The sequence below is a fragment of the Nocardioides psychrotolerans genome (genome assembly GCF_900113685.1).
In the GTDB taxonomy this organism is placed as follows: Bacteria; Actinomycetota; Actinomycetes; order Propionibacteriales; family Nocardioidaceae; genus Nocardioides; species Nocardioides psychrotolerans.
The window spans coordinates 148,803-162,795 of the sequence record NZ_FOQG01000007.1 but is presented as its reverse complement, the minus strand read 5'-3'; the positions used below and the strand labels follow the sequence as shown (position 1 = coordinate 162,795).

Annotated in this window: 12 protein-coding genes; 6 read left to right on the top strand and 6 right to left on the bottom strand. The window is 71.9% G+C overall.

The annotated features are described in order from the left end of the window. Window positions 1–73: 73 nt before the first annotated feature. Window positions 74–1,663 (top strand): alkaline phosphatase D family protein, encoded by a 1,590-nt coding sequence (locus BM204_RS10715; protein WP_218031167.1) that lies wholly within the window; start codon window positions 74–76, stop codon window positions 1,661–1,663. Here BM204_RS10715 and BM204_RS10710 read toward each other — a convergent pair. Continuing rightward, window positions 1,581–2,273, bottom strand: coding sequence for a nucleoside/nucleotide kinase family protein (locus tag BM204_RS10710; RefSeq protein ID WP_246166126.1), 693 nt, complete (start codon window positions 2,271–2,273; stop codon window positions 1,581–1,583). The two genes, BM204_RS10715 and BM204_RS10710, sit on opposite strands and share 83 nt — an antisense overlap. 173 nt (window positions 2,274–2,446) lie before the next feature. Here BM204_RS10710 and hflX point away from each other — a divergent pair, with 173 nt between their 5' ends. Next, window positions 2,447–3,943, top strand: coding sequence for a GTPase HflX (gene hflX, locus BM204_RS10705; protein ID WP_091112969.1), 1,497 nt, complete (start codon window positions 2,447–2,449; stop codon window positions 3,941–3,943). Window positions 3,944–3,995: 52 nt separating this feature from the next. Continuing rightward, a complete protein-coding gene (locus tag BM204_RS10700; protein ID WP_143099723.1) occupies window positions 3,996–4,688 on the top strand; it encodes an SGNH/GDSL hydrolase family protein in 693 nt (230 codons plus the stop codon). Window positions 4,689–4,881: 193 nt separating this feature from the next. Here the strand turns inward: BM204_RS10700 and BM204_RS10695 are convergent, their stop codons facing one another. Continuing rightward, the gene (locus BM204_RS10695; protein WP_246166129.1) at window positions 4,882–5,427 is read right to left on the bottom strand and encodes a sugar phosphate isomerase/epimerase family protein; all 546 of its coding nucleotides are present in this window, start codon (window positions 5,425–5,427) and stop codon (window positions 4,882–4,884) included. Here BM204_RS10695 and BM204_RS10690 point away from each other — a divergent pair. Beyond that, a complete protein-coding gene (locus tag BM204_RS10690) occupies window positions 5,308–5,667 on the top strand; it encodes an ROK family protein (protein ID WP_256215642.1) in 360 nt (119 codons plus the stop codon). The two genes, BM204_RS10695 and BM204_RS10690, sit on opposite strands and share 120 nt — an antisense overlap. Here the strand turns inward: BM204_RS10690 and BM204_RS10685 are convergent. Continuing rightward, on the bottom strand, window positions 5,642–6,535 hold the full coding sequence (locus BM204_RS10685) for an alpha/beta fold hydrolase (RefSeq protein ID WP_091112964.1): 894 nt from the start codon (window positions 6,533–6,535) through the stop codon (window positions 5,642–5,644). The genes BM204_RS10690 and BM204_RS10685 overlap by 26 nt on opposite strands. 75 nt (window positions 6,536–6,610) lie before the next feature. Here BM204_RS10685 and BM204_RS10680 point away from each other — a divergent pair, with 75 nt between their 5' ends. Both BM204_RS10680 and BM204_RS10675 read left to right on the top strand, forming a co-directional pair. Then, the gene (locus BM204_RS10680) at window positions 6,611–8,602 is read left to right on the top strand and encodes an ATP-dependent DNA helicase (RefSeq protein WP_091112962.1); all 1,992 of its coding nucleotides are present in this window, start codon (window positions 6,611–6,613) and stop codon (window positions 8,600–8,602) included. 52 nt (window positions 8,603–8,654) lie between these two features. Continuing rightward, complete coding sequence (locus BM204_RS10675; protein ID WP_091112959.1) at window positions 8,655–9,215, top strand: hypothetical protein; 561 nt, start codon at window positions 8,655–8,657, stop codon at window positions 9,213–9,215. Window positions 9,216–9,218: 3 nt separating this feature from the next. On the opposite strand, the gene BM204_RS10670 is transcribed toward BM204_RS10675, so the two are convergent. From BM204_RS10670 to BM204_RS10660, 3 genes are all read right to left on the bottom strand, one after another. Next, window positions 9,219–10,541, bottom strand: coding sequence for an alkaline phosphatase family protein (locus BM204_RS10670; protein ID WP_091112956.1), 1,323 nt, complete (start codon window positions 10,539–10,541; stop codon window positions 9,219–9,221). After that, entirely contained in the window at window positions 10,541–12,265 is a 1,725-nt protein-coding gene (locus BM204_RS10665; protein ID WP_246166132.1) for an alkaline phosphatase D family protein, read from the bottom strand. The genes BM204_RS10670 and BM204_RS10665 overlap by 1 nt, the downstream gene beginning before the upstream one ends. Before the next feature lie 73 nt (window positions 12,266–12,338). Then, on the bottom strand, window positions 12,339–13,928 hold the full coding sequence (locus BM204_RS10660) for an MXAN_6640 family putative metalloprotease (protein WP_091112954.1): 1,590 nt from the start codon (window positions 13,926–13,928) through the stop codon (window positions 12,339–12,341). Window positions 13,929–13,993: the final 65 nt, after the last annotated feature.

Genomic DNA, 13,993 nt, shown 5'->3' with positions numbered 1-13,993 from the left:
CTTCGGGCGCTGTTGGGCGACTCGTCATCGAGGCGTCCGGGTCTGGTCAACCTGGCCGGGTTGTCTCGGTGGCGTGGTCGCGCCGGAGCAGCCCAGGATCGGACGTCGCAGCACCCTCTTCGCGGGAGTCGCCGTGGGGGCGGTCCCCGGTCTCATGGGGGCCGGGCTCGGCCGGGAGGCGCCGTACCTGATCATGGGACGCGGCTCCATCACGGGGGCTCGCACCGGCGAGGTGAGCACTGGCTCGGCCGTCGTCTGGGCCCGGGCGGGCCAGCAGGGCCGGCTGATGCTGCGGCTGGAGAGCAGTGGGCGCCGACTGCGGTCGGTGCGCGGCCCTTGGACCGACGCGCGCAGCGACTACACCGCCCGGCTGCAGCTGACCGGCCTGACACCGGGACGGGCCTACGACGCCACGGTCTGGTTCACCGGTCCCGGTGGCTCCGGCGGGGACTCCGTGCCGGAGCGGCTCACCTTCCGCACGGCCCCGCTGCACGCGGCGCCCCAGTCGTTCGTCTGGTCCGGTGACACCTGCGGTCAGGGGTGGGGGATCAATGCCGAGCTCGGCGGGCTCACGGCCTACCGCGCCATGCTCGAGACCCGACCCGACTTCTTCGTCCACTGTGGCGACACCATCTACGGCGACGAGCCGATGGAGGAGACGGTCGTCGAGGACGACGGCCGGGTGTGGCGCAACGAGCTGACCGACGCGGTGACGCACGTGGCCGAGACCTTGGCCGACTTCCGGGGCCGGCACCGCTACACCCTCGACGACGCCCACGTGCGCGCGCTCTACGCCGAGGTGCCGACGATCGCGATGTGGGACGACCACGAGACCGTCAACAACTGGTTCCCCGGCGAGCTGACCGACGATGACCGCTACACCGAGCGACGCTGCGACGTCCTGGCGGCGCGTGGTCGACGGGCGTGGCAGGAGTACCAACCGGTGCCCGTGGACCGGTTGGTCTCCGAGACCGGTGACGGCTTCGCGGGGCTGCGCATCTACCGCAAGGTCCCGCGCGGGCAGCACCTCGACGTCTTCTGCCTCGACATGCGTTCCTACCGAGGCGCCAACTCCGGGGCCGACGACAAGGGGATCCTCGGGCCGGTCCAGGAGCGGTGGCTGGTCGAGTCGCTGACCGCCTCGACGGCCACGTGGAAGGTGGTCTGCGCCGACCTCCCGCTGTCCATCCCCTCGACCCACGCCGACGACCTCGACGGCCCCGGCAACGGCGCCGACGGCCGGCCGGTCGGGCGGGAGCCTGAGATCGCCCGGGTGCTCTCGGGCCTGAAGCGCAACGGGGTGCGCAACGTCGTGTGGCTCACCGCCGACGTCCACTACACGGCCGCCCACCACTACGCACCCGAGCGGGCGGCGTTCACCGACTTCGACCCGTTCTGGGAGTTCGTCTCCGGTCCCATCGCGGCCGAGACGTTCCCCGCCAAGGACGACCAGCTCGACCGGACCTTCGGCCCCCGGGTGGACTACTCGCGGGGCAACGACTCAGGGGGGCGGGAGTCGCCCCGCGCCGGCCACCAGTTCTTCGGGCACGCCCAGGTGGCCGCCACCGGCGAGCTGACGGTCACGTTGCACGACGGGACGGGCGCGGTCTTGTGGTCGACGCTGCTGGAGCCCCAGGAACAAGCCCGGTCACGTCCAGCGTGAGGTCGGCCGTGCCGGCAGCGGCCTCGATGAGCGCGGCGTTGGGCTGGTCGACGTCCCTCACCCACGCCCGCGCCTGCGCGGGGGTCTTGCCGAACGCCTCGTGCCGAGCGTGCAGGCGCTCCAGGCGGAGGCCTTCGTCGGTGACGACGTGCCAGACGACGTCGAGCTCGGCGCGGACGACGGGCCAGGGCGCGGTCGGCAGCAGCAGGTAGTTGCCCTCGGTCACTACCAGGTCGGCCGTGCCGGGGACCGCGATCGACCCGGCGACCGGCTGCTCGAGGTCGCGGTCGAAGGCAGGCGCCATCACCAGCGCCTCGTGGCCCCGCACCCGCCGCAGCAGCACGGCGTACCCCTCGGCGTCGAAGGTCTCCGGCGCGCCCTTGCGGCCGCGCAGCCCGCGCCGGTCCAGCTCGGCGTCGGCGAGGTGGAAGCCGTCCATCGGGACGACGGTGGCGCCGTGCCGGCTCGCCAGCAACGCGGACAGCGTGGACTTGCCGGCGCCGGGTGCTCCGGTGATCCCCAGCAGCCGACCGCCGCGACTGACCAGGTCGGCCAGCAGGTCGGCCAGCAGGTCGTCGAGCTCGTGGGCGTCGGGGGAGAGGCGGAGCACCCGGTGATCGTCTCAGGTCGTGCTCGGCCGTCTCAGGTCGCGTCGAGTGACGCCTGGAGCATGTCCTGAGCCCCCCAGAGCATGCATTCCGTGTCACTCGACGACCCCGGGCGGTGACCCCACCCGAAAAGGGGTTCGCGTTGGTTCGCCCGCCGACCTAGGCTGGAGGACGTATGACTACCGCAAACGCTGACGACTTCAACCTCGACCACGAGCTCGAGGCCACCGACGACTGGGACGAGAGCGAGCCCGACACCACCTGGGCCGACGAGCCCGACCCCGAGGACGAGCCGACCGTCGGGGCGATGGAGCTCGCCGAGCGCCACCAGCTGCGCCGCGTCGCGAGCCTGCGCACCGAGCTCGAGGACATCACCGAGGTCGAGTACCGCCAGCTCCGCCTGGAGCGCGTGGTGCTCGTCGGGGTGTGGACCGAGGGCTCGATCCAGGACGCCGAGAACTCGATGGCCGAGCTCGCGCTGCTCGCCGAGACCGCCGGCTCGGAGGTGCTCGAGGCGATCTACCAGCGCCGCCAGACGCCCGACCCGGCCACCTACATCGGTCGCGGCAAGGTCGAGGGCCTCCTCGAGATCGTGCAGGCCACCGGCGCCGACACCGTCGTCCTCGACGGCGACCTCGCGCCCAGCCAGCTGAGGAACCTCGAGGACCGGCTCAAGGTCAAGGCCGTCGACCGGACCGCGCTGATCCTCGACATCTTCGCCCAGCACGCCAAGTCCAAGGAGGGCCAGGCGCAGGTCGAGCTGGCTCAGCTGCAATACATGAAGCAGCGCCTGCGCGGCTGGGGTGGCAACCTCTCCCGTCAGGCCGGTGGCCGCGTCGGCGCCGAGGGCGGCGGCATCGGTGGCCGTGGCCCCGGTGAGACCAAGATCGAGACCGACCGCCGACGCATCAACGACAAGATCGCCAAGCTGCGTCGTGAGCTGAAGGCGATGAAGGGCACCCGCGACAACAAGCGCCAGGAGCGCCAGCGCAACCAGATCCCCTCGGTCGCCATCGCGGGCTACACCAACGCCGGCAAGTCCTCGCTGCTCAACCGCCTCACCGGCGCCGGGGTGCTGGTCGAGGACTCCCTGTTCGCGACCCTCGACCCCACGGTCCGTCGTACGACGACCACGGACGGCCGTGTCTACACGATGAGCGACACCGTCGGCTTCGTGAGGCACCTGCCCCACCAGCTGATCGAGGCGTTCCGTTCCACCCTCGAGGAGGTGGCCGAGTCCGACCTGATCCTCCACGTCGTCGACGGCTCCCACCCCGACCCGGAGGGCCAGCTGGCCGCCGTGCGCGAGGTGCTGGTCGAGATCGGTGCCGAGCAGGTGCCCGAGCTGGTCATCATCAACAAGGCCGACGCCGCCGACCCGCTGGTCATCGCGCGGATCCAGCAGCGCGAGCCGCACTCGGTCGTGGTCAGTGCGCGCACGGGCGAGGGCATCGCCGAGGCGCTCGCCGTCATCGAGGGCGAGCTGCCGCGCCCGGGCGTCGAGTTCAACGCGCTGCTGCCCTACGAGCGCGGCGACCTGGTCAACCGGATCCACCAGGAGGGCGAGATCGCCACCCTGGAGCACACCGCCGACGGCACGCTCGTGCGCGGACGCGCCAACGACGACCTGGCCGGTGAGCTCGCCGGCTACGCCGTGGACGTCGTTCGATAACGGTTCGGCAACCTGGTCGTGATCACGGCCCCGGGTGCCGCACACTTTCCTCGTGATCCATCGGGGGGCGACCAGCGTGCGAGCGCGCCTGCTGACGACGGCCGTGTGCCTGTTCGTCGCTGCTTCGCTGCTCACCCTGTGGCTCTCCGATGCCAGCAGCGCGGGGGTCGACGGATGCGCCCGCTTCGAGCAGGTCGCGGCCGCGCGCCTGACCGCCGACGTCGGCTCGGGCGAGCGGGTCGTGGTCGTCGGAGACTCCTACTCGGTGGGTCTCGGCCTCGACCTGGCCGCCGACTCCTGGCCCTCACGGCTGCCGGGCCGGGTCCACGTCTCGGGCTTCTCCGGCTCCGGCTTCAGCGACCGGTCCAGCGGCTGCGGTCGCGTGTCCTTCGCCGACCGGGCGGCACGGGCCGTCCGTGACGGCGCCGACCTGGTGGTCGTCGAGGGCGGGCTCAACGACGTCGACCGCACCGACGCCGAGATCCGCGCCGGCTTCGCGCGGCTGATGGGCGTGCTCGGTGACCTGCCCGTGCTCGTCGTCGGGCCGGCCGACGCACCCGCCCGCTCCTCGGCCGTGCCCCACGTCGACGACCTCCTCGCCGGGCTCGCCGAGCAGCACGGTGCGTCGTACCTCTCGATGATGGGGCTCGACCTGCCCTATCTCGACGACCGGCTGCACCTCACCCCCGCCGGGCACCAGGAGTTCGGCGATGCTGTTGCTGACGCGGTGGCGGCGCTGGGCTGATCGCGCTGCTTGCCGCTCCATCAAGGTATGCAGACCAACCGCCACTTCCCACGCCGGGCACCCCGTGGTGGGTGGCGTGTCGCCATGGGAAGTACGCCGCCCGAGGCGCGACCGGCGACGTTCGACCGTGGGAAGTGCCGCTCCGGCGACATACCTTGATGAAGCGGCCCCCACCAGCCCCGAACCCCGAGCCTCAGCTCGAGAACGCCGCGTCGAACGCAGCAGCCGGTGGATCGAAGTCGAAGCGCCGGAGGAACGCGAGCGCCTCGGGGGCTCCGTGGAGGCGGTCCATGCCGGCGTCCTCCCACTCGACCGAGATCGGGCCGTCGTAGCCGATGGCGGCCAGGGCGCGGAACGAGTCCTCCCAGGGCACGTCGCCGCGACCGGTGGACACGAAGTCCCAGCCGCGACGCGGGTCGCCCCACGGCAGGTGCGAGGACAGGACGCCGTTGCGTCCGCCGCCCAGCCGCATCCGGGTGTCCTTGCAGTCGACGTGGTAGATCCGGTCGGCGAAGTCGGTGATGAACGCGACCGGGTCGAGGTCCTGCCACATCATGTGGCTCGGGACCGCTACGACGTGCCCGCGCACGTGCAGCGAGCGTTCGCCGTACCCGTGCTGATCGACAACGACGTCGACGACCTGGTCTTCATCAAGGTCAGCACCGGCATCGGCGCCGGCCTCATCTCCGGAGGTCAGCGGCAGCGCGGCGCCCAGGGCACCGCCGGCGACCTCGGGCACGTGCGGGTCCTGCGCGCCGACGACGTCACTTGTCGCTGCGGCAACACCGGTTGCCTCGAGGCGGTCGCCGCCGGTCCCGCGATCGCTGCCGCTCGCCACCGAGCACCGCCCAGGCCGGCGAGCGCGCCGGGGTCCTCGGCGCCGCTGCGCTCGCCATCGGGCACGTGCTCTCGCCCGACTACATCGACGCGCGTGGCCTGGCGCTGGCGTAGGGCTAGCCCAACCCCGCCAGGTCCTTGAGGTCCGCCAGGATCGTGTCGAGCCGGGCGACGAGCGAGAGATGACCCTCGTCCTCGAGGAGGTGGGGCGTCGCGCCGGGCACGTGCGCGGCCAGCCAGGCGCCGTGGGCGTAGGGCACCATCGCGTCCTGGCGCCCCTGCCAGATGGCGACGGGCACGCTGATCGACGCCACGTCGAAGCCCCAGGGAGCAGCGGCGGCGAGACCGTCGTCCCGGACACCGACGACGCCCTGGGCGCCGGCACGGCGGAAGGTCCGGGAGAGGTAGTCCGCGTAGGGGCGGTCCAGCGCCGCCCGGTCCACCGGGGTCAGCAGGGTGCCCATCGCCTCGATCAGGTCGTCGGCGCTGGCCCGCATGACCGGCAGGAACTCCGTCGTCAGGTAGGCGGCGTAGGCGTCGACGCCCTGCTCGGCAGCGGCGTACTCGGCGACGTTCTCCGGTGCCATCCCGGCCGACCAGTCGAGACCGGCGGCGTCGTAGGGCGCGACACCGGCCAGGCTGGCCGCCGCGCGGCAGCGAGCGGGCAGCAGCGCCGCGCAGGCCAGGGCGCGGGGTCCGCCGCCGGACCAGCCGAGCGTCACGAAGTCGCCCACGCCGAGGTGGTCGAGCACCGTGACCGCGTCCGCCACGTCGTCGACCATCCGCGGCGGTCCCTGCTCCGCGCGCCGGGGGCTCGAGCCGCCGTAGCCGGGGCGGGAGCAGGTGATCATCCGCAGTCCCTGTGACCGGGCGGCCTCGTCGACCGCGGCGAACGGCACGGCCGCCGAGGGCGAGCCCGAGTGGTAGAGCCAGGGGTAGCCCTCCGGGTCCCCCTCCACCAGGACCTCCAGCGTGCGGCCGTCGGCGGTGGTCACGTCGAGATAGGTCATGGGCCGACCCTAGGTCGTGCACAGGCGGGGGGTCGCCTGGTCGGCGCTGTCCGCCGCCGCGGCTAGGGTTCGCAGGTGCCCGACGCCCCTGCCCCCGCCGCCGCCGACAGCCCCGTACGCCGGGTGCTCGGTGCCGCGGTCGAGGCGCTGGGTGGGGAGCAGCGTGACGGGCAGGTCGCCATGGCCGAGGCGGTCGCGACGGCGATGAGCGATGAGCAGCACCTGCTCGTCCAGGCCGGCACCGGCACCGGCAAGTCGCTGGCCTACCTCGTCCCGAGCCTGATGCACCGTGAGCGCGTGGTTGTCGCCACGGCGACGTTGGCGCTTCAGAACCAGCTCGTCGAGCGCGACATCCCGCGCCTGGTCGAGGCGCTCAAGGACACCCCTGGTGTCGACACCTCCTACGCCGTGCTCAAGGGCCGCTCCAACTACGCGTGCCTGCACCGCATCCGCGAGGGCGTCCCCGACGACCAGGGCGCGCTCGTCGAGCTGCCCGAAGGCTCGCAGGGCAAGAAGATCCTCGAGCTGCGCGCCTGGGCCGAGAAGGAGGCCGAGAGCGGTGGCAGTGGCGAGCGTGACGCCGCGCCGCGCCACACCGACAAGGACTGGCGTCAGGTCAGCGTCGGCCACCGCGACTGCCTCGGGGCGAGCAAGTGCCCCTTCGGCCAGGAGTGCTTCGTCGAGCTGGCCCGCGAGAAGGCCCACCGCTCCCACCTGGTCATCACCAACCACTCGTTGCTCGCGATCGACGCGATCGAGGGCGTGCCGATGATCCCCGACTACGACGTGGTGGTGATCGACGAGGCCCACGAGCTCACCGCTCGGGTCACCCAGGCCGCCACCGACGAGCTGTTCGCCGCCGACGTCGAGCGGGCGGCCCGACGCTCGCAGCGCTACGTCGAGGGCCCGCAGGCCGACGACCTCGCCGACTCGGCGAGCGCCCTGCGCGACGCGCTGTCGCAGGGCACGCCCGGGCGCTTCGAGCGGGTGCCCGAGGAGATCTCGGACGCGCTGCAGCTGATCCGCGACGCGGCGCGGGCGTGCCTGTCGGCCTACCCCAAGGGCGACTCCGACGCCGACGGCGACGCCGGCCGCACGCAGGCCCGCGGCTCGGTCCAGGAGGTCTTCGTGACCGCCGAGCGCATGGCGGCCGGTTCCGACGCCGACGTCATGTGGCTGACCGAAGGCACCGAGCGGATGCCCCCGCGGCTGTGCGTCGCACCGTTGCAGGTGTGGGGCCAGATGCGCGACAAGCTCCTGACCGACAAGACCGTCGTGATGACGTCGGCGACCCTGATGCTCGGCGGCGACTTCTCCGCCGTCGCCAGCAACGTCGGCCTCAAGCCGAGCGAGCGGGTGCTGGGCGACGGGCCGGTCTCCGACGACGAGGCAGCGCTGCCGTGGGTCGGCATGGACGTCGGCTCGCCCTTCGACTACGGCCAGCAGGCGATCCTCTACGTCGCCCGCCACCTCCCGCCACCGGGGCGCGACGGCCTCGCCCAGGCGCAGATCGACGAGATCGTGGAGCTCGTCGACGCCGCCGAGGGCCGCACGCTCGGGCTCTTCTCCAGCCGCCGCGCCGCCGACGCCGCCGCAGCAGCCGTCCGCGAGCGATTGCCGCACCTCACGACCCTCGCGCAGGGTGAGGCCCAGCTGCCCGAGCTCGCCAAGCAGTTCGTCAGCGACCCCCACACCTGCCTCTTCGGCACCCTCAGCCTCTGGCAGGGCCTCGACGTCCCCGGCGAGACCTGCCAGCTGGTCCTCATCGACCGGATCCCCTTCCCGCGCCCCGACGACCCCCTCATGAGCGCGCGCCAGAAGGCCGCTGACAAGGCCGGCGGCAACGGCTTCATGCAGGTCGCCGCCACCCACGCGGCGCTCCTCCTCGCCCAGGGCGCCGGTCGGTTGATCCGCACCACCACCGACCGCGGCGTCGTGGCCGTGCTCGACCCGCGGCTCGCGACCGCTCGCTACGGCGGTTTCCTCAAGGCGAGCCTGCCGCCCATGTGGACGACCACCGACCCTGCCGTCGTACGCAAGGCCCTGAAGCGGCTGGCCGGCGGCTGAGGTGCCGGCAACGACACGACTCGGGAAGGCGGGCGCGGACCTCCTCGTCTGCTTGCTGCTCCTGGCGGCGTGCACGGGCGATCCCACCGCCGAGCCGCGTCAGGAGGTCTCGGCCACCCGCACCGAACCTTCGTGGCCGCCCGCCTCGGTGCTGAGCCTCCCGGAGCCCACCTCGCCCGACCCGGCCATGGGTCGCGATGCCAAGGCGCGGGTGGTCGCCTACGCCGTGCACCTCGTCGACCAGGTGCAGTACGCACTGCGCACGACCTTCCCCGCAGCGGTGCTCCGCAGCGACGCCTTCTGTCAGATCTGCTCGCAGATCAACGACCTCGCGGCCGAGGCTCACCAGGACCAGGAGGTCTACGACTTCGACGACTGGTCGGTGCAGGTGCTCCAGATGCGCGAACTGCCCGATGACCCAGAAGTGCGCTACTGGAAGGTCAGGACCTTGCTCGACCAGCCGGAGCTCACCGCCCGTGACTCAAGCGGCGATGTCGTCGGCACGATTCCTGCTCGCAGGCGCCAGACCGTGCTCGTGGTCGGCCACACCGACAACGAGTGGGTCATCTACGAGTGGCGGGTCGTCGAGGACGCTCCCGGCTCGACGGCCTGAGACCTACAGCCGCGCGATCCCGTCCCAGCCGCGCCGCGGCGAGCCGACGCCGAAGAACGACGCAATCGTGGGGGCGACGTCGACGGTCTTGGCGTGCGCCGAGGAGGCGCTGCGCGAGGGGACCCGCGGGTGGCCGCCGCCGATGAAGAACGGGATCGCTCGGGTCGCAGGGTGGCCGTGGTTGCCGGGGATCGGGTTGTCGGTGATCGGGTCGGGGTCGCTGAAGCGCCAGCCGGACTTGCAGAAGACGACGACGTCGCCGGCCTCGGGGCCCAGCCGCAACCACTTGTCCGTGCGACGGGGGGCCGACAGGACGCCGGGGGTGGCGAGGGCGATCTGGCGCATCCGCGTGATCGCGCGGGTGCGCTCGGCGGCGGCACCGGTCCAGTAGAGGAGGTCAGCGCCACCGTTGGCCGAGATCGCGACCTTGCCACCGAGGAAGGGGTCGGCGTCCATCGACGACTGCAGCGAGATGACCCGGTCGGGCCGCGACCAGTCCATCGAGTGGTCGGCGAGCACGACCACGATGGAGTGCTCCCAACGACCCGTCGACTTGAGCATGTCGACGAAGCGGCCCACGAGCAGGTCGGTGTCGACCAGCGCCAGCTTGCGCGCCACGCGCACGGTGGTGCCGGTGAAGTCGCTGTGTCCGAAGCGGTCGATGTCGCCGAGGTTGACGAACATCAGGTGCGGGTCGAGCTCCTCGACCATCGTCAGCGCGGCGTTCATCGTGAAGTGGTCGGGCGCGTGCCCGGAGATCGGGATGATCGGCGCCGGCTCCCAGCGCGCGGTCGCGCGGTCACCGAAGACGCCGTAGAGGTATTCCTTGCTGAGGACCGTCCCGGTCCGGTAGCCCTTGCGGTTGAGCCGCTCGATCACCGTGTCGACCTTGATGTCCGAGGCCCGCTCCATCGTCCGCGTCTCGCCCAGCTTGCGGTCGTAGATCGAGTTGGCCGGCACCCCGGTCCGGTCGGGGCGCATCCCGGTCATCATCATCACGTGGTTGGGGATGGTCTCCATGACCGGCATCGAGGAGGCCCGCGGGAAGCGCAGCCCGCCGTTGCGCAGCGCGGCCAGGTTGGGCGTCAGGCCGCTGTCGATCTCCTCGGGCCGGCAGCCGTCGACGACCAGCACGTAGGCCCGCTTGCGGTTGCCCGGCGGTGCCGCGGCAGCAGCCGCGGCGGCGGCACCCAGCGCACCGGCCGCAGTCGAGAAGGCGACGCCCGCGCCCCCCACCTTCAACAACGTACGACGACCCGCGCGAACCTCCGCGAGGCCGGCGGCGAAGGGCGTGTCCCCTGAGGAGCAGGAGGGCAGCTCACACATCAGCGCACCGGCCGATCGACGCTGATGACCTTGCCGGTGCCGGTCCTCGTGGCGAAGGAGGCGGTGTGGCGCACGGTCGTCTGCTTGTCGGCCCGGTCGCCGATGATGAACCAGTCCATCTGGGCCCGCTTGGCGGTGACGTCGAGGACCGAGAAGCCGTGGTCGTCGAAGTTGAGGTACTTGATGTGCTGGTTGTTGGCCATGATCACCTGCTCGACCGCCACGCTCGTGGTGCGCGACGGGGTGCCGGTGATGTCCTTGAGGTTGTTGGAGGTCACCGACGAGCACACGAACTCCACGCCCGCGGAGTCGCCGACCACGGGGTCGGCGCCGACGTCGTAGGGCAGCTCGCAGGCCCAGCCGGAGTGGATGTCGCCGGTCACGAACAACGCGTCCTTGATCTGGTGGTCGCGGATGTGGGCCAGCACCTCTCGCCGGTCGTCGGTGTAGCCGTCCCACTGGTCGACGTTGTAGGGCAGCCCGTCGTCGGGCAGCAGGCCGGTGACGTCGTTGATCGGGGTGAGCAGGTCCTGGGGCACGGCGGCGAAGGTGACCGGCGCGATCATCACCGGGTTGCCGATGATCTTCCACTGCGGCCGCTGGCGGCTCAGCGACTCCTTGAGCCACCGCATCTGGCGACGACCGAGCAGGGTCCGGTCGGGGTCGCTGACCTCGGCCTCGAGAGCTGGGACGGGGGTGGGCGCCGCTGTCCTCACCTGCTCGTCGCGGTAGGTGCGCAGGTCGAGCATGCTGATCTCGGCCAGGGTGCCGAAGGTGAGCCGCCGGTAGAGCCGCGCGCCGTCACCCAGGGCGGCCGTGGCGTCCATGCGGACCGGCATCCACTCGTCGTAGGCGCGGTGCGCGCGGGCCCGGCGCTGGAGGTAGTTGCCCTCGCCGCCCTGGCCGCCGCCGGCGGTGTGGTTCTCCGCGCCGGCCTCCCACTGGTCGTTGGTCACCTCGTGGTCGTCCCACGTGATGATCCAGGGGTATTTCGCGTGCAGGTCCTGCAGGTCGGCATCGCGCTTGTACTGCGCGTGCCGCTGGCGGTAGTCGGCCAGCGAAACCATCTCGTGGGCCGGCTGGTGCTTGCGGATGTCGACGTTGTCGGAGCCGTAGCCGTACTGGCCGGGACCGTATTCGTAGAGGTAGTCGCCGAGGTGGAGCACCGCGTGCAGGTCGTCGCGCTTCGCCAGGCCCCGGTAGGCGGTGAACCAGCCGGCCTGCAGGTTGGCGCAGGAGACGACACCGAAGCGCAGGTGCCCGGGGGAGGACCCGGCGGCCGGCGCGGTGCGCATGCGGCCGACCCGGCTGACCGAGCCGCGGTAGCGGAAGCGGTAGAAGTACCACGTCGCGGGCTTCAGCCCCCCGACGTCGAGCTTGACGGTGTGGTCGCGGCTCGCGCTGGTCGCGAAGGTGCCGCGGCGCACGGTCGAGCTGAACGACCGGTCCCTCGAGACCTCCCAGCCGACGTCGATCTTGGGGCCCTTGCCGGAGCCGGGGGTGCTGGCTGCGGTCGGGGTCACGCGGGTCCAGATCACCACACGGTCCGGCTCGGGATCGCCCGAGGCGACGCCGTGGCGGAAATAGGCGGTGCCCCCGGGGCCTGCGGCGCTGGGGGCGGCGCCGGCGGGCGTGGTCGCGACGAGGGCGGCCGCGCCGGCTCCGGCGGCGGTGCCGCCGGCCAGGACCGTACGACGGCGAAGGGGACTGCGCAGGGTGCTCACGACAGTAGTCAACGCGCCGACGCCCGTGAGGTCATGCGTTTGCGCCGATGAGCACCCAGCGTTCACCTGCTCGTCACCGGAACGCGCGGGCGCTGAACCTCTGGACCTGGCGGTCGTCGCGCGAGTCGCCCTGGCACGAGAAGGCCCCCCGGACGAAGCAGTCGTAGCGACCGCTGGCGTTGACCAGCGTCACCTCGACCTGACGCACTCCTGCCTTCGAGAACGGCACGACCTTGGTCGCGTTGCCGTCCTTGCGCAGCTTGATGATGTTGCGGCGCACGTCGCCGGACGTGGTGTAGACCGTGACGATCGCCGAGGACCCACGGAAGGTCGGAGCCAGGTCGAGCAGCACGCGCAGCTTGAAGGCCTTGTTGCGCAGGGCGCCGCCGGGCGTCAGGCGGTAGGTCGCGGACGTCAGGTGCGAGAGCCGCACCTCTCGGCGGAACTGGCGCACGCCCAGGGTGAGGGAGTCGGCCAGGCGGGCCTTGGGGTAGCGGTTGGCCGCACCCTCGTCGTAGGTCTGGGCCGGGCGTCGGTTGGCCTCGGCGAAGGCGGTGAACGCCTTGGCCGCGGTGGTCTTCTTGCCGCGCAGCACGGTCGCGACCGCCTGCCAGGAGTATTGGTCGGGGGCACCCTTGGTGCCGTCGGCCTTGCGCCAGATGTCACGCACCAGGGTCGGCAGCCCACCCTGGGCGGCGGGGAAGCGCTCGGTGAGGAAACGGAAGAAGACGAAGGTGCCGTAGAAGAAACCGCCGCCGGAGGAATCCATCGGCAGCCGCGGGCGGGTCAGCGGGCTGTAGCCGAGGTATTGCACGTTGTCGTTCACCGCGTCGAAGAGCTCGTCCTCGGCCCAGGTGGCCGTAGCCTCGAGCAACCAGCTGTCCTCCTTGAAGTCGTAGGCGTACTGGACCGCGTGGAAGTATTCGTGGGCGGCGGTGACCTGCAGGTTCTCCTCGGCGGTGTTGGCGTCGCCGAACTCGCTGCGGGCGTAGTCGTTGTCGAGCACGCAGTAGGCCGAGCGGGCCCACGGTGCCTTGAAGGCGGTCTTGTCGTCGGTGGTGCAGTAGCCGTAGAGGCCGGCGTCGCCGATGTCGGAGAGGTAGATGTCCATCAGGTTGGACCCGCCACCGCGGGTGCCGTCGCCCTTGGGCTCGCGGTAACCGGCGCCGACATAGGTGTTGTGCACCGACGTGAGCGTGGCGAGCGCGGTGTTGACGTAGGCCGGGGTGGCAGCGTCGCGGGTGGTCGCGACGTAGTGCACGCACACGTCCGCGGAGCACACCGGCGTCGCTTCCGGCACGGAGTAGCCGTCGTCCTGCGGGTCCTGGTTGCCGCCGGTCGGCCGGGCGAGCAGGCGCTCGGCGGCCTCCCGGTCGGCGCCGGTCAGCTGGTCCTTCAGCAGGACCAGGTCGCGCAGCGCGAGGGTGGCGTCACCATCGCTCGAGGCCGAGGAGGCCGAGCCGCGCGCGAGCACGTCGGAGTCGCCGCGCAGGATCGACTGGGCTGCGACGAGCGCCTGGCGGGCCTGGGAGCCGGACGCCGGGGCGGCACCGGGTGGACCAGCCGCCGGAGCCTCCGCCTGCGCGACGGGTGCGGCGAGCAACGCGGCCAGGACGGCCACGACCACGACGAGCAGCGGCGTACGGGTGGGCTGAGCTGACACAGATGGCTCCGAACGCGAGAGATCAAGGGGTGCGAGCCACCGACACTACAACCGGGCGGGGACAG